This window comes from Hymenobacter plasmatis, assembly GCF_020711255.1.
Lineage (GTDB): Bacteria > Bacteroidota > Bacteroidia > Cytophagales > Hymenobacteraceae > Hymenobacter.
On the sequence record NZ_JAJFAW010000006.1, the window covers coordinates 114295 to 140253 of the forward strand.

The following is a 25959-nucleotide window of genomic DNA, read 5'->3' on the forward strand; positions in this document are numbered from 1 at the left end:
CTTTACTGCATGAACCGCCGTTTACGCTTGTGCTTCCCCTTTACGGGCCTGCTCGTGGCGGTGCTGTTATTGTTGAGCTACGGGGCCGAGGCGCAGGTGCGGCCAGCTACTGGCGGCGATGCTCCACCGCCCAGCACGCGCCGCTGCCGCTACGTGGCGCTCACGCCGGGCCGCGACACCACCAGTTTTACCCTTCCGGATACGCTCACGGTGGTGCCGTCGTCGGTAGTGGCTGGTGGCCGGGTAGTGGCTTACGATGCCCGCAGCGACCAGTACCGCTGGATTCGGCCGGCGCCCCGCGACAGCAGCGGTGCGCCGCTACCCGACTCGCTGCTAGTCTGCTACCGGGTGCTGCCGCTGCGGCTCTCGGCAGCCCGTTTCCGCCGGCCCCTGAGCTTGATGGACACCCTCAGCTTTCGGCGGGAAGCCATGCGGTTTGAGGATTTCTCGGTGAAAGAGCAGATTCTGAGCACGCCGGGCATCAACAAAACCGGCAACCTGGCGCGCGGCATCAGCTTCGGCAACACCCAGAACGTCTTCGTCAACTCGGCCCTCAACCTGCAGCTGGAAGGCAAGCTGGCCGAAAACATCAACCTCACGGCGGCCATTTCGGACCAGAACGTGCCGTTTCAGCCCGAGGGCAACACCCAGCAGCTGCAGCAGTTCGACAAAATCTACATCACCCTCACCAACCCCAACTGGAACCTAACGGCCGGCGATGTGGTGCTGCGCAACAAGCCCGACTACTTTCTGCGCTACTACAAAAACATTCAGGGCGCGGCGGCCGAGGCCAATTTTGGGCCGCCCATTGTGGGGCTGGCTGGGCTGGGCGCCGCGCCGGGCGTAGCCAATGCGGTGTATCTGAACGGACAGGCCGGGCAGGTGCCCAGTGGCCAGCTCAACGGCCCCTCGCCGGCTACCCTCAACCCGCCGGCCATCAGCCAGCCCCAGCTCACCGACCCCAACCGCCAGGAACCGAGTGGAGCTGGTGCGCCGCTGCCGCTCGGCGACCGGGCGCCTGCCACGGGGGCTGCGGTCAGCAGCTCGGGGGTGCGCAAGGGCTTGGTGTGGCAGTCGTCGACCTCGGCGGCGGGCGGCGTGGCCAAGGGCAAATTCGCTAGCACCGACGTGCCGCCCATCGAAAACGTGCAGGGCCCGTACCGGCTCAACGGGCCCAACGGCGAGCAGTTCATCATCGTGCTGGCCAATTCGGAACGGGTGTACCTCGACGGCCGCCTGCAAACCCGGGGCTTCGACGCCGACTATACCATCGATTACAACCTGGCCGAAGTCACGTTTACGCCGCGCCACCTCATCACCCGCAACTCGCGGATTAAGATTGACTTCGAGTATTCGGACCTCAACTATTCCCGCTCGCTGCTGGCCGCCAGCCATTACCAGCAGGTGGGCCGCCTGAGCGTGCGCGGCAATTTCTACCAGGAAGCCGACAACCCCAACAACGCGCCCAACCTCAACCTGACCGACTCGGCCCGGGCCCAGCTGCAGCGGGCCGGCAACGTGGCCTTTGCCGTGACGCCGGGGGGCGAGCCGGTGGCCTACACCCGCACGCAGGTGCTCTACCGCCGCGACACGGCCACCGGCCGGTACCGGCGCGCCGTGGGCCCCGACACGCTGGGCACAGTGTATTCGGTGCGCTTCACCGACGTGGGCCAGGGCAACGGCGACTACCGCCTTACTACCACCGACGTGAGCGCCAACGGCCGCGTGTACGAATTCGCGGGGGCGGGCCAGGGCCGCTACCAGCCGGTACGCCGCATTCCCACGCCGCTGCTCAAGCAGATGGTATCCGGCGGCATCAGCTACCGGGTCGACAGCAGCACGACGGTGTTTTTTGACGCCGCCCGCTCGCGCCTCGACCGCAACCGCTTTTCCTCAGAAAGCGACCAGGACGGGGCCATGCGCATGGGCTACGTGGTGCAAGACCGCCAGCTGCCCGCCGCCCTGGCCGGGGGCCTGCTCCGCAATTACCGGCTGCGCTCGACCCTCGACTATGAGTACACTGGCAAGCATTTCTCGCCGATAGACCGCTACCGCGACATCGAATTTGACCGCAACTGGAGCGCCACCAACCCGCTGCAAAGCACCGCCAACGGCCAGACCGCCCGCGAAGACAACATCTTCAACTTCAGCGTGGGCGTGGCCAAGGACGTGAACAACAACGTGAATTACCGGCTCAGCCGGCGCTTCCGGCCCGGCGAGGTGAGCGGGCTGCAGCACTGGCTGGACGCAGCCCAGAAAGTGGGCAACCTGGAACTGCGCGGCACCTTGTTTGTGCTGAACTCGGATGCCGGCCGCTTCCATTCCGACTGGGCGCGGGGCGAGGCCACAGGCCGCTTCGTGGGCGGCAAAATCGTGCCCGGCTACGCCTACCGCTTCGATAAAAACCGCGTCAGATCCGCCTTCACCGATACCATTCGCTCGGCCAACTACTTCGACGAGCACAACGTCTTTATCCAGAGCCGCGACTCGGCCCGCACCCAGTTCCGCCTTGACTACAGCTACCGCCGCGACCAAACCCCCAACCGCGAACAAACGGCCCTGCAACGGCGCGGCACCGCCCAAACCTGGCAGGGTACCATGGCTTCGCGCCTAGGCAAAACCCAGGACCTGCGCGTACTGGCCACCTACCGCGACCTTGATTCGCTGGGTCTGGCGCGCAACCGCACGGTGCTGGGGCAGGTGTTTTACAACGCCAGCCTGCTGCAAAACCAGATTCGCTCGGAGTTGAGCTACAGCGTGGCCACCGGCCGCGAACTCAAGCGCGACTTCTCCTACCTGGCCGTGCCCGCCGGCCAGGGCACGCACTACTACGGCGGCGATGCCAATGGCAACGGCCAGCAGGAAAAGGACGAGTTTTTTGAAGCCCAAACGCCGGATGCGCAGTACCGCACCTACATCAAGGTGTATTTGCCCACTTCGGACTACATCACCGCCTTCACCAACCGGCTCAGCTACCGGCTCACTACGGCGGCCCCGCGCGGCTGGCGCGAAGCCGGCGGCTGGCGCGGCGTGCTGGCGCGCTTTGCCACCCTCAGCAGCATCACCGTTGACCGCCGCACCACCGACCCCTCGCTGCTCTCGCGCCTTAGCCCCTTCAGCTACGACAAGGAGGATGCCCAGCTGCTGGCCTTCAACCAGCTGATGCGCAACACGCTCTACTTCAACCGGTCCAATCCCATTTTCGGGGCCGAGCTCACCGTGCAGCAAACCCAGCAGAAAACGCTGCTCGCCCAGGGCTTCGACCGCCGCAACCTGAGCACCCAGAGCTTGCTGGTGCGGCGCACGCTGGCCACCTCGTTCACGGGCCGCCTCACCGGCACCCGCGACATTCGCGAAGCCACCAGCGACTACCTGCTCAGCCGCAACTACCGCCTGCTGATTTTCACCATCCAGCCCGAAATCAGCTACCAGCCCACGCCCGCGCTGCGCCTCACCGGCACCTACCTGCACACCCAAAAGCAGAACACCCTGGCTGGCAAAGACGCGGAGCTGCACCCTGGCATCTTCGACGAACTGGGCCTGGAAACCCGCCTGAGTCAGGTAAACAAGCGCACCATCACGGCCGCCACCCGCTACACCCGCGTCCAGTTCGACGGCACCAATCCCAATTCGGTGGTGGCCGTCGAAATCCTCAACGCCCTGCGGCCCGGTAGCAACTTCACCTGGAACCTGAACGTGGAGCAGCGCCTGAGCAACGGCCTGAACATCACCGTCGCTTATGATGGCCGCAAAGCCAACGGCCTGCGAACCGTGCACACCGGCCGCATGCAGGTAGCCGTGCTGTTTTAGGCCTGGCAGTGCGGCGTAGCCCTAGCGCCGCTCGAGCGTGAAAAGTAGCCGGCCCCGCACCAACTCGGGCAGGGTGTAGTCGTCTTCGGTGCCGGCCACCAGCCGCGGCTCTACCATGAAGGCGGCGTACAGCAGCAACGTGTTGGCCCGGCGGCTATAGCCCATGAGCCGGCGATGCGTGGTTTGGGGGTCGAGCACAAGGTGGTCAATCTCGGTGCCGGGCCCGCCGCTGAAGTCTGTATTGACGATGTAGCTGCGGAACCCTTTGAGTCCTTTTACCCGCCCGTTGGCTTCAAACTGCATGCTCACCGGGCGCCCCAGGGAATCTACGCCGCTGTAGTTGCCGGCCAAAAGCAGCTGGTTAACAGCCAGATTGGCCGCGCCCAGCGTGCCAAGCCGGGCCCCCGCCACGCGGCGATAAGCTGTGCGGGCCAAGACTTTGCCGCCTTTGCTGTAGGTGGTGAGCTCCAGGGTGGTGTCGCGGGCGGCGAGGCGGTAGCTGAGTTCGGCAAAGCTGCCCGGGGCGTCGTAGTCGCGGAAGTTGGTGGGCAGAGCGTTTGCTTGCTGGCCGGGCCGAAAGTAAATCGTTAGGTTGCCGCCTTCGTGGTTGCCCAGGCCCACGTCGGCGACGAGGCTGTCGGCGCTCCGCGCGGCTGGGTTGATGTGGATTTCGGAAACTTCGCCCGCCGCATCCGCGGCCTTGAGCGGCGACTTGGTCTTCTGCACCGCGGCCAGGTAGGCCGTCGAAACCCAGGCGCCCTTCAGTATGGGGCCGAAGCGTTGCGCCAGGATATCCGCTTGGGTGGCTGTGGGCGTTTGCCCGGCCTCCTGCAAGGGCTTTTTGGCGGTGCCGCTGGTAGACTGCTCGTCGGTTTTAGAAGATTGGCAGGCATTCCAGAGGGGCAGCGCAAGTAGCAGGCTGACCCAGTAGGCAAGGCAGGGGCGCTTCATAGGGATAGAAGTTAGAAGGTCAGAAAGCCAACGCAGTTCATGGCAGGAATCTTATTCCCGCTTTGCGCTCGCCGCAGAAATGCAACAGCCATTTTTAGCTCAACAAAAGCTGAGCGAATCAGTGCTGTATACGCTCGCTGCCGGTAGCCGGCGGTGGCGTTCCAGAGCCGGAGCTGCTAGCGAGCCGTCGAAAACGCCGGTTTGGCTGCTCGTTTGGCAAGGCCGGCCGTCAGTTCCCGCTGCTTAAAGCAGAGCGGCAGGTAAGCTCCCGAGCGGAAAGCGTGCACCGTGATTTCGGCGCAGGCGCGGGCGTCGGAAAGAGCATCGTGGTGGTTGAGCGGAATGCCAAAATGGGCGGCCACGTGGTCGAGCTTGTGGCGCTCGAGCTGCGGCCACACCACCTTGCTCAACTTCACCGAGCACAGGCAGTGGAAGGCGGGAATGGGCAGGTCGTAGTCGCGCAAGGTGTGCTCGAGCACGCTCACGTCGAAGGCCGAATTGTGGGCCACTACGGGCTGGCGGTGCAGGTAGGGCAGCAGCTCGTGCCACACATCGGCCAGGGTAGGGGCGTCGTATAAGTCGGTTTCGGCGATGCCGTGTACCTGGTAGTTGCGCCAGTCTACGCGCAGCTCGCGGGGGCGCAGCAGTGTCTGGTAGCTCTCCACAATCTGACCGTCGCGCACCCGCACCACGCCCACGGCGCAAGCGCTGGCGCGGCGCTCGTTGGCGGTTTCAAAGTCGATGGCCGTAAAGTTGAGACCCGCCAGGGCTTGGGTAATTTCTGCTTGCATACTGCCGCAAGTTAATCACCCGGGCAGCTTCTGGCGGGGGCCACCGGCCTTTATTTCTTTGCTATTACCGCCGGCGCCGTGGGGCTGCAGCACACGTCCGGCACCTCGAAATAGCGCTCCATCACGCCGTTAATGTTGCCTTCGCAGCCTTGCGTCAGGTCGATATCAAACTCAATAAAAGTGCTGAACTGCCGCATGGAGGTGAAACGGCCAGTCGAAGTTTGAACATTTGGCATTGCACCCCACATACCGCAGGCCCGAGTCCCCTAGTCATTTCGCATAAGAAGTAGGGGGCACTAAGAAATCTTAGTCAAAGCAGGAGCCTGATGCATGGGGCCGAGACTCAGATGCCGGCCAGCCGGCGCGCCGCTTTCACAATGGCCAACTCGGCCTGGCCCGCGGGCGCTTGCGCCGCATCGAGCGTGGTGCGGGCAGTGGCCAGCCACGCCGCCGAGGGCGTCTGGCCGGCTTGCAGTTGGGTGAGCCGCTCAAGAAGCAATTTGGCCACGGCCGCGAGCCGCGTCGAGAGCGGCCCGTATTCGCGCAGCGCCGGGTTTAGCACCAGCATCATTTGCAGGCGGGTGTCATTGGCTTGCCACAGCATTAGCTGGGCTCGAAGCGCCGCTAGCTGCCGCACCGAAACCGCCGGCCGGGGTGGGGCCGCGTTGGTCATCAGCACGCTATCCACCAGCACGCCAAAGCGCCGGGCCACCTCCGATTCGGCCGGGGCGGCGTCTACTAAGCGGTTTAGGGGCGTTTGGGGGGTGTAAATCATGCCTTGAAAATGGCGCTTGTAATCCTTCACTGGCTCCAGCACCTCGGCCAACGTGCGCAGCGGGGCCACGTTGGAAGAGCCCGCCATGCGGAGGAGCAGTTGCTCGGGGGCGCGGCGGTGGCGCAGGCCCAGGGCATCGAGCTCTAGCGATACCAGGTTGAGCCGGCGGTACATGTCGGCCACGTCCTGGGTGGCGGCCTGGGGCGACCACAGCCGCTCGGCCACGGCCGCGGCGCGCGGCCAAATGCGCGAATCCACAATCACCGAATCGGCAAATTCGTCCCACATTGCTGCTTCGCCCCCCAGCACCAGCTTCTGTTGCGCGGGCGTGAGGGTGCTGTTGGCCGGCAGCGGGTCGGGGAGGTAGTGAGAGGCGGCGCTGTAGTTGAGGTCGAGGTAGTAGCCTTCCGAGAGCAGCGCGGGGTGGCCTTGCTTCACGGCAACTTCGAGCCACTTTTTACCACGCCAGCTCTGGATTACAATTTCTTTGGGCAGGTCGGGGCCCAGGATTTCGTCCCAGCCCACCATGATTTTGTTGTGCTTCTGGAGCATGGCCAGCACGCGGCGGTTGAAGTAAGTTTGGAGTTGGTGCTTGTCCACGGTTTTGCCGTCGGCTTTCACCATGCCGTGCTCGCGCATAAACGCCGAAATGCGCGGGCTGCGCCGCCAGTACCGACCGTCGTTCTCGTCGCCGCCCACATGGAAATACGGGTCCGGAAACAGTGCCGTCATCTCCGTAAATAGCGAATCGAGCAGCGAGTAAGTGGTTTCCCGGGTGGGGTCGATGGCAATGTTGGACGTGCGGAAGCTGCGGTACACGCCGTAGGTGGAGTCGTTGGAAGCCAGCCGCGGGTAAGACGCAATCCAGCTGGTGGCGTGGCTGGGTACGTCGAACTCGGGCAGCACCCGAATGCCCCGGGCAGCAGCGTAGGCCAGCACGTCTTTCACCTCTTCCTGCGTGTAGTAGCCGTCGGCGCCTCCCACCTGGTGCAGGCGCGGCAGCACCTTGCTCTCTACCCGGAAGCCCTGGTCGTCGGTCAGGTGCCAGTGCAGCACATTGAGCTTCACAGCTGCCATGGCGTCGATGTTGCGCTTGATGACCGATACCGGCAGGAAGTGCCGTGCCGGGTCCATCAGCAGGCCGCGCCAGGCAAAGCGCGGCTGGTCCTGAATGTCGACTTCGGGCAGGTAGCGCTGGCGTTTCTCGGTAACGGGCAGCTGCTCCAGCGTGGCCAGGGCCCGCAGCACGCCCAGGCTGGTGGGCGCGTCGATGCTCACGCCCATGGGCGTTACGCGAAGGCTGTAGCGCTCCTCGTCAAACTTTTCGGGCAGTCCGGTGCGGCCGTAGCGTATCTGCAGAACCGGCCCATTGGCCGGCTGGGCGGGGCCCTGCAGGCGGGCGAGCAGGCGGCGGGCGGCGGCGGCCACAGCCGGGTCGGCCGTTGGGCTGAGCTGCAGCTTCAGGGGCGTTTTCAGGTTCAGGCGGCCCTTGCCCCAGTGCATTTCGACGGGCACGGGCATCAAGTGGTGCGGCTCCTGGGCTTGGGCTGGGCCGTCGCACAAGATGCTCAGCAGCAATCCTAAAAAACCGGCATACGCCAGTGTCAGTCTCCTCATATCAATCCCCGGGCTTTGAATTCTAGGTATTTGTTGATGGTGTTTACGGTTAAATCCTGAGGCGCAGTCAAAAGCGAATGAATACCGTAGCGCTGCAGCTCCAGCACAATCTGCCGCTTTTCCTGGGCAAATTTTTCGGCAATGGTCTGGTTGTATACGTCTTCGGTGGTAGCGGCCGGAGCGTCGAGGTAGGCGCGCAGCTCGGTGTTTTCGAAAAAGATTACCAGTAGCAGGTGGTCTTTGGCCAGGCGGCGCAGGTAGGGCAACTGGCGCTGCATGCCGTGCAGCGTCTCAAAGTTGGTGAACAAAATCAGTAAGCTCCGCTGCTTGATGCGGGCCCGAACCGTGGCGTAGAGCAGCTCGAAATCGGTTTCGAGGTACTTGGTTTTTTGGCGGTACAGGATTTCGAGCAGCTTGAGAAGGTGCCCGGGCTTGCGGTCGGCAGCCAGGGTAGCTCCGGGCTGGTTGGAGAAGGTGAGCAGGCCGGCCTTGTCGTGCTTGAGCAAGGCGATGTTGCTGACGACCAGCGTGGCGTTGATGGCATAGTCGAGCAAACTCAGGCCCTCGAAGGGCATGCGCATCACGCGGCCTTTGTCGATGAGGCAGTATACTTGCTGGGCCCGCTCGTCCTGGAAGTGGTTCACCACCAGCTCGTCGGTAGCGCCGGGCGCGGCGCGGCGGGCCGTGGCCTTCCAGTTAATGCTGCGCGGGTCGTCGCCGGGCACGTAGGGCCGAATCTGCTCAAACTCCAGGCTGTGGCCCACCCGGCGGATGCGTTTCACGCCCACTTCGGTGAGGCGGTTGTGGATGGCCAGCAGCTCATACTGCCGCATTTGCAGAAACGAGGGATACACCGGCACCTTCCGGCCCTGGTCGTAGCGAAAGCGCCGGCGCACCAGCCCCAGCGGCGAGGCCGCGTAGACGTTCACCGCCCCAAATTGGTACTCGCCGCGCTTAGTGGGCCGCAGCTGGTAGTTGATAATCTGGGTTTCGCCGGGCGCTACCCGGGCCCGAAACAGCACATCGCGCCGCTGAAATTGATGCGGAATCTCATCGATGGTCTCGGTGGAAATCGGAAACCGGTAGTGGTTTTCGAGGTAAATCTGAATGTCGTTGTCCGAGCCGTTGGCCAGCTTGTCGCCCATCACGCGGCGGGCAAATACGGGCGCGGTCTTGTTGCGGGCCGGCGCGTAGAGTAGCAGCGCATCGAGCAGCGTGAGCAGTACCAGCAGGCCCAGGGCAATGCGCATGGGCCCCAGCAGCCAGGGCAGAAAAAACGCCACCACGAAGCCCACAGCCAGAATGGCTACGAGTAAGAAAAAGCGCCGGGTAAGGAAAAAGCTCATGCGTTGCGTAGTTGGTCCCGGACTTCCATCAAAGCAAAGCCTAGCAGGTTAGGTCCCTGCCAGTTACTTGGGTACTCCGCATCTGGCGAATCGGCCCCCAGGCCAATGCCCCAAATGGTATCCACTGGACTGGCTTCCACCAGCACCCGGTCGTTTGTGGCGAGCAGAAACTGCAGCAACTCCGGGTTCTGGCTGAACTTGTGCAGGTTGCCGATTTTTACAATCTCATACTTGTGGGCTTCCCACACCTCGGGCTCGAAGCCACCGATTTCACGCCCCAGCTTCTTGGCCTCGGCCGGGCTGTTGGCCGCCAGAATGCGGGCCAGCGTGGCTTCATCGTTGAATAGTCGCGCCTTTTCGGCCATCATCCAGTGCTCAGTGGAAGGGTAGCAAGTATTGGCAATTGTAAAATCGGCCATCCACCACTGGCTGAAGCACGATTTGGTAATGACACCATCCTTACTGGGCTGGTGGCCCCAGAAAAACAAGTACTTGACGCGGATACCCTGCGCCAGATGCTCAAGCAGCCAAGCGGTGGAGTAGAGCATGGTTTTTTGATTTAACAGTATTTACACTGAATGTCATGCCGAGCGGAGTCGAAGTATCTCTACCGTTTCGTTGCAACGGTATTGAACGGCATTGATTACTATCGAGGTAGAGATGCTTCAGCTTCGCTCAACATGACGTTTTAATGGCTCCTCGGATTCTACCGCGGCACTTCTATGGCCTGCATAATCTGCTTCACCACGTCATCGGGTGTGCTACCTTCTATCTCGCGCTCGGGCGTGAGCATGATGCGGTGGCGCAGTACGCTGGGGGCCAGAAACTGCACGTCTTCGGGCGTCACAAAGTCGCGGCCGCGCAGGGCGGCCAGGGCTTTGGCGCCGTTGAGCAGGGCCAGCGAGGCGCGGGGTGACGCGCCCAGGTACAGCGATTTGTGGGCGCGCGTCTGGCCCACCAGCTTGGCGATGTACTCCAGAATATTGGGCTCGACGCGCTGTTGGCGCACTTGCTGGCGCAGGGCGTGCAGGTCGGCGGCTGAAAGGATGGGCTGCACAGCCTCCAGGTTAGTGCTGCCCAGGCCGGCGTGGTGGCCGCTGAGAATCTGCACTTCCTCGGCCAGCGTGGGGTAGCCCACGTGTAGCTTAAACAGGAAGCGGTCGAGCTGGGCTTCGGGCAGGCGGTAGGTGCCTTCCTGCTCCACGGGGTTTTGGGTGGCCAGTACCAGGAAGGGCTCGGCCATGGAGTAGGCGGTGCCGTCCTGGGTCACGGTGCGCTCCTCCATCACCTCAAACAGGGCCGATTGCGTCTTGGCGGGGGCACGGTTGATTTCGTCAATCAGCACCACGCTGGCGAAAATGGGGCCGCGCCGAAACTCAAAGTCGGACTTGTTTTGCCGGTAGACGGAGGTGCCCAGCACGTCCGAGGGCATCAAATCGGGGGTGAACTGGATGCGGCTGAAAGGTACTTCCAGAGTGCGGGCCAGCAGCTTGGCCATGAGGGTCTTGGCCACGCCGGGTACGCCTTCCAGCAGCACGTGCCCATCGGCCAGCACGGCGGTGAGCAGCAACTCCAGCAGCTCAGTTTGGCCCACGATGATTTTGCCGATTTCCTGCCGAATGGCGTCGGTTTGGGCCGTGAGGCGGGCAAAGTCGGTGCGCGGAGCGAAGGTTGCTTCGGGGGCGGCGGGTGCTTCTAGCGCGTCGATGACTGGAGTGGGGGAGAAGTATGGGGTTTCGTTTTCCATGGAGCTATAAGGTGCTGGCGTAGCCAATAAAAGTCTGGGCGGTTTCCTCGTCGGCGCAGGCGGTTAGCAGCCGCCGGTGCACGGTGCGGGCGTATTCGGTTGAAACTAAATTTCTAGATACCAGCATCAAATCTTGCAGCAATCCTGCATATTCGGCCCAGCCAATTCCCTTCATCAAAGCTTTTTCCTGGGGCGAGCCCCCACTCAAAAACAGGTCGGCGTCCCAATTAAATTTGAGCAGAATCATCAGCTTTTCGACGGTGAGCATGCAGCAAAATCAGGGAGACAGGTGAGCAAGGAAGACAGTCGGATAGGTGAGTGAAGCCCGAAAAAGCGACTTTAAATCTGTTTAAAGGCGCTTTGTAGGAATAGTACAATTAGATAAAAAGGCGGTTTCTGAGCTCAGTGCAATAAGTGAATTAACGGCGCGCTTCCCGCCTAAAATCACTTAGCGCCCGGCTCAGTTGGAGAAGTTGCTGGTCGTTCATCTGGGGAGCGGTGCGGGCAAAATTCACCAGTCGCAGCAGCTCATCTACGCGCGGGCGGGGCACGCCCGACTTCTGGCTGAGCCGCTCGCGGAAGTCGGCATTGCCGAAATCGGGGCTGGTTTCCTGAAAACGGGTGCGCAGGTAGTCGAGAAACAGCCCAACTTTTTTCTCGGCAATAAGGGCGTGGTTACTGCCCTGGCGGTAGAGGCTGGCCACGGTGCGCGTGAAAAGCAGTGTGGTATTGGGCAGAGCCTTGATGGTGGGAATGATGCGCTGGCGGCGCCGGGCCGCCACGAGCACCAACAGCAGGGCGCCTACCAGGGTGAGGTAATAGGCTTGGCGCAGGGCATCGTGCGCAAATACCACGCGCAGCAAGGACTGCTCGCCGGCCCGCCCTTGCTTCTGGTACTCATCCCACCATGTGCGGCGGGCGGGCAGGTACGCCAGCGCTGCCGCCGCAAAAGCCGCCGAGCGGGGCCGCAGCAGGTAATAGTTGGTAAACGCCAGGGGTGCGCTGCACAGATAGAAATGCCCGCGGCCGTAATTGAGCTGGATGAATACCGCCCGGCCCTGCGCATCGGTGGCCAGGGTGAGCCCCACGCGGCCCGAATCAACCACAAAGCGCTCCGTTGCGCCGGAGCCTGGCAGGCGGATGTGTGCGTGCTGCAAGGCGGGGTTGGTGAAGCGAAGGTCTACCGAATCGACTACCGGAAAGCCGGCGGGGCCTTTATGGGTAGGCGGCTCGGTTTGGATAGTCGAATAGCCCAGCGTATCCCGGAGAAAGGGGAAATGGTCGCTGAAATTTTCAGTGGCAATGAAAACGTCATTGCCCAGGGCGGCGAAAGCCAGCAAGGCTCGCGCATCCGACGTGTTGACCCTAAAATCCGGGCTTATAAATAAGTAATTGGCTTTGCCCTCTCGGATAGGCGCTAAGGACACCCATTCCGCAGTAGGAGGAAGGGCGCTGGTATCAGCTCTTGACGAAGGTTCGGCCGCAACCGTGTCGAAAGCTGATTTGCTGGCCGTGGTCTCACCTTGAGCCACCGTCGCTGAATCAGCAGAAGCATCTATAGCCGCGGGCTCGTCGCTTCCCGTGAGCTGGTTGTATACGGGCAGGCGCACGGTTTCGATGGAATCGGTGCCGAGCAGGTGCGGGAGCTGGTCGTAGAGCACAAAAGTGCCGTGCGGAATCTTGTCCTTGTTGATGTACGTGTGCGCCCAGTTGAGCGGCTTGGGGCGGTTGTATTCCAGCGCCACATAGCCCACAAACAGCAGCGCAATGCCCAGCAGATAAAGCCGAAAGGTGGTGAGATGGAGCATCAGGCAGGCAGCGTATTAGGCGAAACAATGGCCTCATGCCCAGTGGGCTGCTTGCTGGCCAGCAGCGCAGACACGGTGCGCTGGCCGGCCCGGGCTTGCTGGTAGAGGGCAGCATTTAGGCGCAGCTCGCCGTACCATACGTATTCAAACTGCCGGGTGGCCCCGCGAAAAGCCTCGCGCAAGGAACCCGCGGCCAGCTCAGCCAGGTAGGCGTGGTTGGTTTTGTCGGGTTGCCACTGGATGTGGCCGCGGACGGTGAGGTGCTTCAGCACTTCCAGGTAGCCCAGGCGCGTGGCCAAACGGAAGTTACCGGCCGCTTCGGCTTCGGCAATCCGGGCTGTGAAATCTACTTCGTGAATGTCTTCGGTGGTGGTATCGTAAGCCAGTCCGCGCCGCGCCGAACGCCCAAATGCTCCGGTAATGTCTACTTGCAACAGCTTGAGCACGGCGAAGGCGAGCACCCCAAGCACGGCCGCGTAGAAGCCATATTTCCAGGCAAGTCTTGCGCCTGTGTGGCTGTTGGGGGAGGGCTTGCCCAGTAGCCGGCCCAGCCAGCGCCACACCCGGGCCCAGAAGGCGTCCCAGGCATCGGTGCTGGCGTCGGGCTCCACGTAGCGGAATTCGCGCTGGGCCTTCAGCTCGCGCAGGCGGGCCGCATCGAGCTGGCGGGTGGGCAGGGTGATGCTGCGGTCGGGCGGCAGTTGTTGCTGGGTATGCTTAGTGGTGGCAGGGGCGGGCGGCGAGCTGGCCGCGGTGGGCAATGCCGCAGCCAGGCAAAGCGCCAATAGCGCGCGCCGGACCGGATTGCCCCGTTTGCTTAGGTTATATAGAATAGCTGCGATTCTGCGCACGCTGAGAAAGTGTCTGAAAATCTGGTTGGGGTTGGGCGCAAGGGCTGGGCGATTTGCGGCTTTTTTAGCTCAACTAATTCTATTCAGTTGTCATGCTGAGCCTGCGAAGCATCTTATCGCCGATGAACAAATCGTTGAGCCGTGATAAGATGCTTCGCAGGCTCAGCATGACACGCGATTGGAGTATTAGTGACGCGGTAAAGATGCTTCGGCTGCGCTCAGCATGACGTTCTTTTAAGCGCAGGTAGCTTACCAAGAGCTGCGAAAGCTACTTCCTAATACTCGCCTTCCTCATCGGGGCGGAAGGTGTGGTTGCTCACTTGTGGCGCGGGCGTTTGGCCCAGCGAGTCCACCAGCTGGCGCAGGCCGATGCCGTCTTTGCGCTCCACGAGGTTGAAGTATTGAAACAGCATGGCCACCAGGGGCAGCACGGCCGTGAAAATCCAGCCCAACGCGTAGATGCTCATGGCGGCCACGCTCAGAATTTCGGAGTCAAAGCCAGGCAGCTTGAGCATGGTACGCACCACCATCAGGCCGTAGAAGGGAATGAGGAAAAGATAGTTCATCACGCCGGTGATGAAGGACATAATCATATAGAGGCCCAACGACGACCACCACTTGCCCTTTATCAGGTAAAACGAGCGGCGCAGGGCAGCCAAAATGCCGTCGTCTTCCATCCAAAGAATGGGAAAATACAGCGTGAGGCAGATGGCGGCCCAAAATGCAGGGAAGACGATGAGGAACACGAAGCCAGGGCCCAGCAAGGCCAGGCAGCCCATCAGCAGGCCGCCGCTCACGAGCATCAGCAGGCTTAGTACCAGCATGGCGCCCACCACCCGGCCCAGCCGTCGCCACACAAAGGCCCATACCTCGGCGGGCTTCACCGCTTCCTGGGCCGGGGTGTTGATGCGCACGCGCACAAAGGCGTACACTGTGCTCGAAAGCAGCAGAAACGCGGCCATGAAGCCCACCGTTGCCAGCCCAATTCCTAGCATCGACGTGATGGTAAACGGGTTGTTGGGGAAAGTCTGGGTAATGCGCCCGCCGTGGGCGCTGGGCCCCGCCAGCGGTATCATCGACAGCACGTTGCTCACAAACAGCCCCATGCCGATGCCCGCCAGCAGCGCGCCCGGCAGCACGAAATACACTAGGCACTTGAACAGCGGCCGAAATTGAGCCACCACAAATTCAAACGTGGCCCCGACTTTGGCGCCAAAATCCCGCTCTCGCCGAAAATCGGCCTCTTGGGTATAAGTAAGCTTTGCTTGCATATGGGGTAGTAGGTGGTAGAAAAAGCAGGAGTAAGGTTAAGCCGCGGCTGCGGCCCCGAGGCGCCGCGCCAGCCGGATGGGGTACACAATAAAATACCAGCCAATGAAGGCCGCCGAGCCGCCGATGATGGCCAGGCTGGCCGCCACGGGCATTTCGGTGTGGCGCGTCACGAAGCCTTCCAGAAAGCCCGCCACCACAAAAATGGGCACCAGCCCAATGGCCAGCTTCAGGCCATCGCGCGCCGAGTGGCGGAAGGCCTCGGCCCGGCCGTAGGTGCCCGGAAACAGCAGCCCCCGCGCCATGACGAGCCCCGCGGCGCCCGCCACTATCAAGGCCGAGATTTCCAGCGTGCCGTGAATCCAGATGGTGAGCACCGAGGCGCGCAGCACGTGGTAGTGGTAGAAAAAGTACTGGAAAGAGCCCAGCATCAGCCCGGTGCGGAACAGCTGCACGAGCGTGCCTACGCCCAGGGTCACGCCCTGCACGAAGATGTTGAGTGCCACATAGATGTTGTTGGCCGTGATGCCCAGAAACATCAGCGTTTCGCCTTGCTGCTTGTACACGGCCATGGGGTCGCCCTTGCGGATGTTTTCGATGGTCTGGTTCACGTAAGTGTCGCCCATTATCACCCGCACAAAGGTGTCGTCGTAGGCCGCCGAAAGCGCCCCCAGAAACGTGAAGACCGCAAAGAGCAGCGCCGTGACGGCTAGCGTGCGGTGGTGGCGCGCCACCACCAGCGGCAGCTCCACGGCCCAAAACCGGGCAAAGCGCCCGCTACTCTCGCTCTTGTTGGCGTAGAGGCGCTGGTGCAGCTTGCTGGTGAGGTCGTTGAGGTAGGCGGTGGTAGGGGAGGCGGGGTAGAATGTTTGGGCATAGGCCAGGTCGTCGGTGAGGGCCACGAAGCGGGCGGCCAGCTCGTCAGGGCCGGCCGGGGGCTGCCGCTCGTACTGCTGCCAGCGCTCCTGGTTCTGGCGCAAAAAAACGGCTTCTCGCATTGCTTGAATTTGAAGGGCTTAAAGATAGCGAGCCGCTGTCAGCGGGCCGCATCCCGTTGGGCTACTAACCGGGGCCTTTTGCATTATTCTTAAAGCCTGCCCATCGTGGGTTTTCAGCCTGTCAAAATTCTCGCAGCACTTGAGTAACACCGCCGCGCGACGCCACTACGGGGTAGGTCCGGTGGCCGTGCCCAGCATCCATCGGTTAAGCCCTATTTTGCGGGTCTGAAAGCTTTCTACCTCCTTATTGCATGAGCACCATTCGCGTTCACACCGCCCAAAACGTCACGCTTGAGTACGAAGTCGCCGGCCTGGGCGACCGCATCGTAGCTACCATTATCGACTACGTGGTGCTGGGCGCCTGGGTGTTTGCCTGGATGATGGTGCCCGCCGCCTTAGCTATTTCGGGCCGCCATTCTTCTAGCCAATTGTCCGGCGTCGCCATGATTTTGGTGTTTGTAGTTGCCTATGCTCCCCTGCTTTTCTACAATCTGGTGTGCGAGGTTTTCTTCAATGGCCAAAGCATCGGCAAAAAAGCCATGAACATCAAGGTGATGCGGCTCGACGGGACGGCGCCTCGTATCGGCGACTACCTGCTGCGCTGGCTGCTGCGCATTATCGACCTGCAGTTTGCTGGCCTGGTGGCCATTATCACCATTGCAGCCAACGGCCGGGGGCAGCGCCTGGGCGACCTGGCGGCCGGCACCACGGTGCTCAAGCTGCGGCCGCGCACGCAGTACCGCTCGCCCCTGGCCGAAGCCGGCCCCGTGGCAGGCTACCAGGTGGTATTTCCGGAAGCCGCCCTGCTCGCCGACCACGACGTGGCCCTGGTGCGCCAGCTGATGCAGCAGGCCAGCGCCCGCCAAAACTACCAGCTGCTGAACGAGCTGGCCAATAAAGTGAAGTCCATCACCGGCATCCGCACCGACCTGCAGGACGCTCCCTTTCTGCAAACCATCCTGCGCGACCACGCGCACTTAGCCACCAGTTAAAAGAGGTTGAGCTGATTATTAAACCTAAAAAAGCCTTCCTGCACGTGCAGGAAGGCTTTTTTTAGCTCGGGAAATCCCAGATGGTTATTCCACAACCATCTGGCGCGCTGCGGCCGGCTGCCCGTCTACCACCAGGCGCACCACATACAGGCCGGCCTTCAGTGAGCTGGTTTCCAGGCGCAGGGTTTGGGCACCGGTGGGCAGCATCCCGGACGTCTGGGTGGCTACGCGCCGGCCCATGGCATCGAATACGCCCAGCTCCACGCGCCCGGTGCGGGCCAGGGCGAAGGTGAGGCGCGTGGTGCCACTGGCAGGGTTGGGGTAGAGGTTGAAGCCGGTGGCGAGGTCGGTGCGCTCGCGCGCGGCAGTGACTACCCCAGTGGGCCCAGCAATGGCAATGTCGCGCGCGGCAATTCCGTTTCCGATGGGGCCTACCAGCGTGACGGTGCTGGCAATGTTAAACTGATTTACCGTGTACAGGCTGCTATTGAGGTCGGTACCGGTGTTGGCTACCATGTACATCGTCATGGTGCCTTGCGCTGGGGCGTAGATATCAATGTCGACATTGGGAACCGCGGTATTCACCACAATGCCCGAATTGCCAAAAGTGCCCACCGAAATCAGGTTGCCGTCGTTTGGTGGGTTTTGCAGGGCCAGCACGTTCAGGGCCAGGTCGTAGTCGTAGAGGGTGGTGGAAGTGGCGGTGGCGCCTGCCACGCTGTTGGTGTAGGCGGCCGCGCCGATGGTGGGGGTGGCGCCGGCGTTGCGGTCGCCGGCGGCGTAGGCCAGCTGCGTGTCGGTGGCGGCTACGGTGCCATCCGTCGGGTTCAGGCGGAAATTGGCCCGATTGGCTCCCACCACCCGAATGCGGTCCACGGTGGGGTTGAAGTCGAAGCCCACCTTGCCGGTACCGAGCGCCAGGGCAATGGGCGTGGTGTTCACGGCCGCGGCGGCCCCGGTCTGGGAGTTAATGGTGTAGAGCTGATAGGTTTGCGCCGTGGCGTTGTAGCCCAGGCCATACAGCGTGTTGGTGGTGGGGCGAATGTCCATGCCCACCAGCGTCTGGGTTGCGTCTACTCCGGTAATGCCCACGGAAGTGCGAATCAAGCTGGGTTGGGCTGTGTCGAAGGTGAGCAGGTTATTGCCTGCCAGGGCGTAGGTCAATTGGCCAGTCACCGCGGGCAGCGTGGCCGGCCGGTCGATGGCAAAGGCAATGTCCGTTACTAGTGTACCAACTGGCCCGATGGCTCCCACCGCCGTCATGCCGGTTCCCATGATGAAATCCAGCGTGTAGAGCTGCGTGGTGGGCGTGGCCGCCGTGCCGGTGGCAATGGTCAGGTAGGCGTTGTTGGCGCGGGAAGTTGGGCTAAAATAGATGTCCAGGTCGGTGGCCAGGGCCGTCGCCGTGTTCACAGTGAGCTGGGCGCGGCTGTTGAGCGTACCTGCGTTCGGTGGGTCCTGGGTGGTGTAGCGGCTGTTGGCCTCGTCGATGTCGTAGAGCACCGTGGCGGTGGCGCCAATGTAGGAATTGCCGTAAGCAACCGCGCCCACGCCGGGCGTTTGGGCTGCGTTGGCATCGGTAGTGGCGTAGGCCAGGTTGGTATCGGTGGCGGCCAGGGCCCCGTTGTTGGGGTTGAGCCGGAAGTTGCTGTTGTTGCTGCCCGTTACCCGGATGCGGTCCACGGTGGGGTTGAAGTCGAAACCGATGCGGCCCGTTGTGGTGCCCAGGTTTAGCGTAAGCGCGGCGCCTACTGGCGAAAGGGCGCCGGTGCTGGTGCTCAGGGTGTAGAGCTGGACCTGCGTACCGGTGGGGTTGTAGCCCAGGGCAAATAGCTGCCCGGTGTTGGGCCGCGCGTCGAGCCCTACCAGGGTTTGCCCAACTCCCAGCCCCGTAATGGGCACGGTAGCCGTGAAGGTGCCGGGAGCAGTAGCCACAAACGTAACCAAAGAAGTAGCCGCCGTACCCGCCACCGAGGCCAGGCCATAAACCGTTTGGGCCGCAGCGGGCAGCATGGTGGCCCCCGCCAGGAGGGTACCGAAAGCCGCCCCTTTCAAGGCCGCTTTCCAGGTAGTAGAAGTAATGAGCATCAACGTAAGAGTTTGGTAAGCTGAGAAATAGAATTCAGATATTCAGCTACGGAATCCATTTCGCTTTCGGATTTCCCTTTCTCACTATTTAACCTCGTTTTAATCTGGCAGTTGGGCTGGCGGGTAGCAGACCCGCTGCTGCATCTACTCCCAAAATCGGGAATGCGTACCGAAGGAGGCACCCAGCGCCAATCCCCGAAAACAAAAAAGCGGCTTGCCCAATCTGGGCAAGCCGCTTTTGCAGGGACCGTACTAGGAGCAGCGCTCTTAGTTGCGGGTCATGAGCTTGTTGGTAGCCAGCTCCGTCGAAGGAATGGGCCACACATAAGCCGAATTGCTCGGGTCGATGGTCGGAACAGAGCCCTTGCCAGGAATCGGCGCATTCAGGCGCATGATGTCCATGTTGCGGATGCCTTCACCCAAAAATTCGATGCGACGCTCCAGCAGCAAGGCATCAATCATCGCCGTGGGGGTGGCAAAGCTGGCCGCCGTGTACACGCCGGCAGGGTTGGAGCGGCCGCGCACGGCATTGAGCAACGCCAGGGCCTGCGGGTCAACGGTGCTGGTCGAGCGCACGCGCGCTTCGGCTAGGTTCAGCAGCACCTCCGCGTAGCGAATCACCGGGGCCTTGTCGGTGAAGGGAGTACCGGTGGGGTACTTCTTCAGAAAAGACTCGGTGCCCGAGGTGGCCACAAAACTGGTGCGGCGCGCATCGGTAGCCGCCCAGCCGGGGTTGGTCAGAATGCCGCCGGCGGCGCCGTTCAGGGCATACTCACCGTTGCCACCCAGCGAAGAAGGCAGGTAGTAATAGGCCAGCTGGTTTTGGGTGCCCGGGGCATCCTGCGCCGTGAAGGGGAAAGACAGGATGCTTTCCACCGTTTCCTGGGGCGTGGCAAATACGGCAGCCACCGAGGCATTCAGCGCGTGGGGCACGCCGCTGGGCGCGACAAACGGCGCTGCGGCGGGTACCAGTTTGTTGGCTTCGGTAATCACGTCGGTGTAGCGGGCCATGTGCAGGTACACGCGCGTTTTCAGGGCAATGGCCGTGTTGCGGTGGGCCCGCGTTACGTTCAGGCTGCTTGAGCCGTTCGTCAGCGGCAGGTTCTGCTCGGCGTAGTTCAGGTCGGCCAGAATCTGGGTGTACACGTCGGCTACCGAGCTGCGCGCCAAGTCGTTGTTCTTGTCGGTCGTTTCACCCTGCAGGCGCAGGGGCAGGCCGGGCTTGCTGCCGTTACCATCGGCGTAGGGCCGGGCGTACAGCTGCAGCAGCGAGTGGTAGCACAGGGCGCGCAGCAGCCGGGCTTCGGCCTTGTAGTTGGTGGCCTTGGCGGCAAAGTCGGCGGGAAAAACGGGCCCGACAAACTTAGACGCATTGGCATCCATGCCGGCCAGGAACACGTTGATTTGGTTGATGGCCTGATAAGCCGCCCCCCAGGTGTTGATGACGTCGTTCTGCGAGGCCTCGGCCAGCGTATGGTTCCACACGCTCTGGCCGGTTACGCCGTTGGAGGTTTTGTTGATGAAGTCGTTGGCCCGGATGTCGTTGTAAATCTGGAACCGGCCGCCCAGGAAGCTGCCCGATTTCACGTAGCTATACAGGTTGTTCACCTGCAGCGAAATGCGGGCCGGGGTGCTGAACACCACCTGGTCGGAGATGAGGGTAAGGGGAGCGGGGCTCAGCTTGTCGGTCTGGCAGGAGAACGTGCCCACCGCTAGGAATGCTGTGCAAACTACTACAGCAGCCTTTTTATTTAAAGATATCTTCATTAGGTAGTTGCGATTAGAAGCCAATGTTGAAGCCCACGGTGTAGGTCCGGGCTTGTCCTACCGAGTTGCGGTCGACGCCGGCGCCGGTGTTGCTGGAGCCGTTCGTCGAAATCTCGGGGTCGATGCCCGAGTACTTCGTGAGCAGGGCAGCGTTCTGCGCTTGCACGTAAATGCGGGCGCTGGCCACGTTGAGGCGGGTGAGCAGGCTCTGGCTGAACGAGTAGCCCAACGACACCTGGCGCAGGCGGGCGAAGTCGCCCTTCTCCACGTTCGAAGACATAACGATGGTCGAGCCGTTCGATACGTTGTCGCCGAACACCACCCGGGGCCACTTGGCGTTGTGGTTGCTTTCGGTCCAATGGTCAAGAATGTCCTTGTCGTTGTTCCAGAAGCGCTGGTCGTGCAGGCCCGACTTCGTGCCGTTGTAGATGTAGTTGCCGCCCGAGAACTGCACGAACAAGCCCAAATCGAAGGCTTTGTAGCGGAACGTGTTGTCGAAGCCGCCATAGTAGGTGGGCAGGGTAGGACCGTAGTAGATGCCGTCAACCAACTGGTTGGGAGCTGTGGCGGGTTTACCATCCATGGTCGTCCAGCCCGAGCCTAAGTGCTCGTACTGCACCACCGTGCCGTCGGCTTTCTGAATCATGCGGCGGCCGTTGGCGGGGTTCACGCCCAGCGAAGGCACCGCCAGGATTTCACCCACGGAGTGGCCTACTTGGGTGTAGTTGGCAGTTTCGAGGCTGGTAGCCGTGCCAATGCGCTGGCCTTCGGTGGCCAGGCCCAGCACGCGGTTCTTGAGCGTCGTCACGTTGCCGCTCACCGTCCAGGTAAAGTCTTTGGCCTGGATGGCATTGTAGGTCAGGTTCAGCTCAATGCCGGTGTTGCGCATCGAGCCCACGTTGCCCAGGATGGTGTTGCCGGGGATGCCTTTCGACGGCGCCTGGGGAACGTCCAGAATCAGGCCGTCGACCAGGTTTTGGTAGTAAGCGAAATCGCCGCGCAGCCGGTCCTGAAAGAAGCCGAACGAGAGGCCCAGGTCGGTTTTCTTGCTGGTTTCCCAGGTTAGGCTCGGGTTGCCGGCGCCGCTGAAGTACAGCGTGGCGTTGGAACCGTACAGGCCAGACGAATAGGTTTGCAGCGCCGCGTAATCGGCGATGCCTTGGTTGTTACCCACGTTGCCGATGCTGCCCGTGATTTTCAGGAACGAAAAGGCCGGGGCAAACGAGGAGTTCTTCCAGAAATCTTCTTCCGACACCACGTAGCCGAGCGAGGCCCCGTAGAAGTTGCCGTATTTCTTCGCCCAGGCCGAATAGCCATCGCGGCGCACGTTGACCGTCGCGAGGTATTTGTGGTCGTAGTTGTAGTTCATCCGACCAAAAAACGACACCAGATAGTTCGCGCCCTGGAAGTTGCCGGCGGCCGAAATGTTGGTGAAGTTGCCCTGGTACGAGGTGAAGAACGGGTCGGCTACGGCCGTGCGGCTGGCGCCCCAGCGCAGAATATCGGTGTACTGCTGCTCGTTGCCGAGCAGGAACGAAAAGTTGTGCTTCTCGCCAAAGGAGTGGTCGTACTGGGCCGTGTTCTGCCAGTTCCACCGCTTGTTGGTGCGGTAGTAGTTATCGGCTTCGCCGCCGCCCGAGAAGCCGTCGCCGGCAATGGCCGTGTAAAACGCCTTGTCTTCGAACGAGATGTTGTTGATGCCGTAGCTGGTGCGCAGGTTCAGGCCTTTGAGAATTTCCCAGTCAGCGTACACGCTGCCCTGGATTTCGCTGCCTTCGGAGTTGAAGTAGTTGTTTTCCAGGTCAACCAAGGGGTTGTAGTAGCCCGGCAGCAGGGGCGCGCCCGTGGAGCTGGTGGGGTTGATGTTGGGACCCGGGCCGATGCCGGCGCCACTCGTGTTGTAGCTGCCATCGGGGTTGAAGGGGGCAATGTTGGGGGGCAGCACCAGAGGCAGGCGGCCCAGGCCGGCCGTGCCGAAAGCACCGCCGGCGCCGCTGGCCGAGCCGGAGTTGGGCGAGGAGTTTTGCGTGTTGGAGTAGCCCACGCGCATGCCCACCGTGAAGTTGTTAAACACTTTGTGGTCCACATTCAGGCGGGCCGAAACGCGCTTGAAGTCGTTGCGCACCAGCATGCCTTTCTGGTTGGTGTAGCCCACCGAGGAGTAGAAATTGGTTTTGTCGGTGCCGCCCGAAAAGTTCAGGTTGTGCGCCTGCGAGAAGCCCGTGCGGTAGATGTAGTCGTACCAGCGGGTGTCGGCCGAATTGCCATTGGCATCGGTGAGCTTGAAGCCTTCCACGTTGGCACCCGCGCCGCCCACCGATTTCTGGTTGGCGTTGAGGTTGCGCACGGCTTCGTTCTTGACGTTGACGTAGTCCTGCGCGCCCATCACGTCGTACAGCCGCACCGGCTTGGTCCAGCCCACGTAGGTGTCGTAGCTCACATGGCTCTGGCCTTTCTTGCCTTTTTTGGTGGTCACGAGAATAACGCCGCCGGCCGCGCGCGAGCCGTAGATGGCCGTGGCCGAAGCATCCTTCAGCACTTCCATGCTCTCAATGTCGGCGGGGTTCAGGTTGCTCAACGGGTTGTTGGGCACGCTGCCCACCGCCGAAGAGTTGCCGCTGAAGGCCGGAATGCCGTCGATTACGATAAGCGGTGCCGAGCTCAGGTTGATGGAGTTCACCCCGCGAATGCGGATAACGGGCGGGTTGTTCAGCAAGCCGTTGGGCGTGGTGATGTTGACGCCCGACGCCCGGCCCTGCAAGGCCTGGTCGAAGCTCTGCACCGGAGCGGTGGCAATTTGCTTGCCGCTCACGGTGGCCACGTTGCCGGTCAGGTCGCGGCGCGACTGCGTGCCGTAGCCCACCACCACCACCTCGTCGAGGCCGGTGGGGTTCACCTTCAGGGTCACGTTGATGGTCGACTGGTTGCCGATGGCCACCTCTTTGTTGTCGTAGCCCACGAACGAGTAAACCAACGTGGTGGCTCCTTCTGGAACCGACAGGCTGTACTTGCCATCGGAATCGGTGGAGGTGCCCTGGTTACCGCCCTTCACGATTACGGTCACGCCCGGAATCGAGGCGCCATCCGAGCCCACCACCGCACCGGAAACCGTCCGGCTCTGGGCTTGCAGGTCGTGGGCCACAAAGGCCAGGACCATTGAAAAAAATAAGAGTAAGATTCTTCTCATGTGGTTGGTTTTTAAGTAAAAAGTGAGTGTACTTATTTTCGCTAATGTAGCGGCCCTGCTTACACAACCGTGTTATCGTTTCAGAAAAAATAATCAACAAAAAACAGCCTTCTTATATAACCTAATGGTAATGAGCGTAATTGAATGAATTAAAATTTTCCGATATTCAAGAGGTTTTTATAAATAATGGGATGAAAAACCCGGCCGGAAATAAGCCGATGGCTGCTAACCCGGCGGTCCTATTGGCCCAAAGCCGCCTGCTGGCTTTCCCCAATCGTATCCAGCGTGTTACCACCAGGGCTATGCTTGCTTTTGGCTATATACACGCCCTCTGGTGTCTCGCGGCACCCTTCGCGGGCGGCCTAAAAAGAACGGGCCCCTCCGTTGATTGCTCAACCGGAGGGGCCCGTTTACTCAATTACAACGCCGGGCAATGAGCCAGTGAAGGCCCACCCATCAACGCTATCCTGGGATTACCACGGCACGGGCTGGCCCTGCCAGGTCACGAAGCTGCCGTTTTCTTCGGCGTGCAGCTGCTCGGCCAGGCGGATGATGCCGCGGGCCGAGTCGGCCGGCTCCTGGGTGGCGTGGTCGCCGCCCATGTCGGTGCGCATCCAGCCCGGGTCCACGATAACCGAAATCAGGCCCATGTGGCCGATTTCGGCGGCCAAGCTGCGCATGTACATGTTCAGGGCGGCCTTGCTGGCGCTGTAGTGGTAGGGGTCGCCGGTGGCTTTCCAGGTCAGGGAGCCCTGGCCCGACGAAATGCTGATGATGCGGCCCTTGCGGCCGGCGCGCAGCAGCGGCAGCAGCGCCTGCGACACCAGCAGCGGCCCGATGGCATTGACCTGCATGGTTTCGATGGCATCGTCGTGGGTGAGCTGGCCCAGGCGCTGGTGGGCATCGCCGGAGCCCGCGTGCGGGTACACGCCGGCGTTGTTTATCAGCACGTCGAGGGCGTCGGTGTTGTCGCTCACGGTTTTCACGGCGGCGGCAATGGAGGCCGCGTCGGTCACGTCGAGGGGCACGAGCACGAGCCGGTCGGAATACTGCTGGTGCAGCTGCTGGAGCTGGGTAGCGGCCGCGGGGTGCCGGCTGGCGGCAAATACATGGTCGCCGAGCTCGAGGTACTGGCGGGTAAGTTCGAGGCCCAGGCCCCGGTTGGCTCCGGTGATGAGAACGCGCATATAGTTTTAAGGTGGAGGGCTATTAGAAAAGGACGGGAACTTGAGGCCGAAGTTTACGCACAAAACTGCTTACTGGCGCCCCACCTGTACGTGGCACGACCGGTTTCCCACCGAATGGTTTTCTTGCGTCCGCGTATGGCTTTCTCCCTTACTTCCCTTGGCGCCGCCGAAGCCCGGGCCGCGCTGCCGCACCTCGTCGGGCTGCTCCTCGATGCCGTGGCGTCGGGAGCGGCCGTGGGCTTTCTGCCCCCGCTGGCGGCGGATGAAGCGCACAAGTACTGGCAGGGCGTTATCGAAGCGCTGGAAGGCGGGCACCGGGTGCTGCTGGTGGCCTACCCGGCCGGCGAAGCCATCCTGTTGGGCGCAGTGCAGCTTGACTTGGCCACTCGGCCGAATGCGCTGCACCGGGCCGAAGTATCCAAGCTGCTGGTGCACCGCCTAGCCCGCCGCCAAGGCCTGGCCCGGCAACTGCTGCAGGCCCTGGAAGTAGAGGCGCGGCGCCTGGGCCGCACCACCCTGGTACTCGATACCCGCCACGGCGACGTTGCCGAACGGCTTTACCTGGGAATGGGCTATCAACTGGTGGGCTTGATTCCGGCGTATTTTATCAATAACGACGGCCAGCCACACGCCACGACACTGTACTATAAGCTGTTGGGCGCTGTCGAGACGTAAGAAGCGGCTAGAAACCAAATGCGGAGCAACGCAAACATCCCCAATTATCGCCGAAACCCTTCGGTTTTCGCCACAGACCCGCCGCTTGTACGTCTAGGTT

Annotated in this window: 19 protein-coding genes; 3 read left to right on the forward strand and 16 right to left on the reverse strand. The window is 61.9% G+C overall.

Annotation, left to right across the window (positions count from 1 at the left end; genetic code table 11):
* The first annotated feature begins 9 nt into the window (after positions 1-9).
* Positions 10-3810 carry a DUF8818 domain-containing protein gene (locus tag LJ738_RS06240; protein ID WP_227785449.1) on the forward strand — a complete coding sequence of 1267 codons (3801 nt, stop codon included), beginning with the start codon at positions 10-12 and terminating at the stop codon, positions 3808-3810.
* A gap of 21 nt (positions 3811-3831) precedes the next feature.
* Here LJ738_RS06240 and LJ738_RS06245 read toward each other — a convergent pair whose 3' ends face one another.
* The 12 genes from LJ738_RS06245 to LJ738_RS06300 all read right to left on the reverse strand — a co-directional run bounded on the left by LJ738_RS06245 (position 3832) and on the right by LJ738_RS06300 (position 15963).
* Positions 3832-4761, reverse strand: a complete 930-nt coding sequence (locus LJ738_RS06245; protein WP_227785450.1) for a hypothetical protein — start codon at positions 4759-4761, stop codon at positions 3832-3834.
* A 176-nt stretch (positions 4762-4937) separates the two neighbouring features.
* On the reverse strand, positions 4938-5552 hold the full coding sequence (locus LJ738_RS06250) for a 3'-5' exonuclease (protein WP_227785451.1): 615 nt from the start codon (positions 5550-5552) through the stop codon (positions 4938-4940).
* A 50-nt stretch (positions 5553-5602) separates the two neighbouring features.
* A complete protein-coding gene (locus LJ738_RS06255; protein ID WP_227785452.1) occupies positions 5603-5788 on the reverse strand; it encodes a hypothetical protein in 186 nt (61 codons plus the stop codon).
* A gap of 107 nt (positions 5789-5895) precedes the next feature.
* A complete protein-coding gene (locus tag LJ738_RS06260; protein ID WP_227785453.1) occupies positions 5896-7944 on the reverse strand; it encodes a beta-N-acetylhexosaminidase in 2049 nt (682 codons plus the stop codon).
* Positions 7941-9290, reverse strand: a complete 1350-nt coding sequence (locus LJ738_RS06265; RefSeq protein WP_227785454.1) for a DUF58 domain-containing protein — start codon at positions 9288-9290, stop codon at positions 7941-7943. Before LJ738_RS06265 ends, LJ738_RS06260 begins: the two co-directional genes overlap by 4 nt.
* Positions 9287-9838 (reverse strand): riboflavin biosynthesis intermediates N-glycosidase, encoded by a 552-nt coding sequence (ybiA, locus tag LJ738_RS06270; RefSeq protein ID WP_227785455.1) that lies wholly within the window; start codon positions 9836-9838, stop codon positions 9287-9289. The genes LJ738_RS06265 and ybiA overlap by 4 nt, the downstream gene beginning before the upstream one ends.
* Positions 9839-9996: 158 nt before the next feature.
* Entirely contained in the window at positions 9997-11037 is a 1041-nt protein-coding gene (locus LJ738_RS06275; protein WP_227785456.1) for an AAA family ATPase, read from the reverse strand.
* A gap of 4 nt (positions 11038-11041) precedes the next feature.
* A complete protein-coding gene (locus LJ738_RS06280; protein WP_227785457.1) occupies positions 11042-11305 on the reverse strand; it encodes a hypothetical protein in 264 nt (87 codons plus the stop codon).
* Between the two features lie 151 nt (positions 11306-11456).
* Positions 11457-12845: a DUF4350 domain-containing protein gene (locus tag LJ738_RS06285; protein WP_227785458.1), complete on the reverse strand. Its 1389-nt coding sequence runs from the start codon at positions 12843-12845 to the stop codon at positions 11457-11459.
* Positions 12845-13606, reverse strand: a complete 762-nt coding sequence (locus tag LJ738_RS06290; protein WP_227785459.1) for a DUF4129 domain-containing protein — start codon at positions 13604-13606, stop codon at positions 12845-12847. Before LJ738_RS06290 ends, LJ738_RS06285 begins: the two co-directional genes overlap by 1 nt.
* A 365-nt stretch (positions 13607-13971) precedes the next feature.
* Complete coding sequence (locus LJ738_RS06295; protein WP_227785460.1) at positions 13972-14967, reverse strand: hypothetical protein; 996 nt, start codon at positions 14965-14967, stop codon at positions 13972-13974.
* Positions 14968-15003: 36 nt separating this feature from the next.
* Positions 15004-15963, reverse strand: a complete 960-nt coding sequence (locus LJ738_RS06300; RefSeq protein WP_227785461.1) for a stage II sporulation protein M — start codon at positions 15961-15963, stop codon at positions 15004-15006.
* 251 nt (positions 15964-16214) lie between these two features.
* Between LJ738_RS06300 and LJ738_RS06305 the strand changes: the two genes are divergently transcribed.
* The gene (locus tag LJ738_RS06305; RefSeq protein ID WP_227785462.1) at positions 16215-16955 is read left to right on the forward strand and encodes an RDD family protein; all 741 of its coding nucleotides are present in this window, start codon (positions 16215-16217) and stop codon (positions 16953-16955) included.
* Positions 16956-17039: 84 nt separating this feature from the next.
* Here the strand turns inward: LJ738_RS06305 and LJ738_RS06310 are convergent, their stop codons facing one another.
* The 4 genes from LJ738_RS06310 to LJ738_RS06325 all read right to left on the reverse strand — a co-directional run bounded on the left by LJ738_RS06310 (position 17040) and on the right by LJ738_RS06325 (position 25184).
* The gene (locus tag LJ738_RS06310) at positions 17040-19043 is read right to left on the reverse strand and encodes a DUF4394 domain-containing protein (protein WP_227785463.1); all 2004 of its coding nucleotides are present in this window, start codon (positions 19041-19043) and stop codon (positions 17040-17042) included.
* Between the two features lie 267 nt (positions 19044-19310).
* On the reverse strand, positions 19311-20810 hold the full coding sequence (locus tag LJ738_RS06315) for a RagB/SusD family nutrient uptake outer membrane protein (protein ID WP_227785464.1): 1500 nt from the start codon (positions 20808-20810) through the stop codon (positions 19311-19313).
* Positions 20811-20823: 13 nt separating this feature from the next.
* A complete protein-coding gene (locus LJ738_RS06320; protein WP_227785465.1) occupies positions 20824-23967 on the reverse strand; it encodes a SusC/RagA family TonB-linked outer membrane protein in 3144 nt (1047 codons plus the stop codon).
* 503 nt (positions 23968-24470) lie between these two features.
* Positions 24471-25184 carry an SDR family oxidoreductase gene (locus LJ738_RS06325; protein ID WP_227785466.1) on the reverse strand — a complete coding sequence of 238 codons (714 nt, stop codon included), beginning with the start codon at positions 25182-25184 and terminating at the stop codon, positions 24471-24473.
* A gap of 135 nt (positions 25185-25319) precedes the next feature.
* Here LJ738_RS06325 and LJ738_RS06330 point away from each other — a divergent pair, with 135 nt between their 5' ends.
* Positions 25320-25859 (forward strand): GNAT family N-acetyltransferase, encoded by a 540-nt coding sequence (locus tag LJ738_RS06330; protein ID WP_227785467.1) that lies wholly within the window; start codon positions 25320-25322, stop codon positions 25857-25859.
* The last annotated feature ends 100 nt before the right edge of the window (positions 25860-25959 follow it).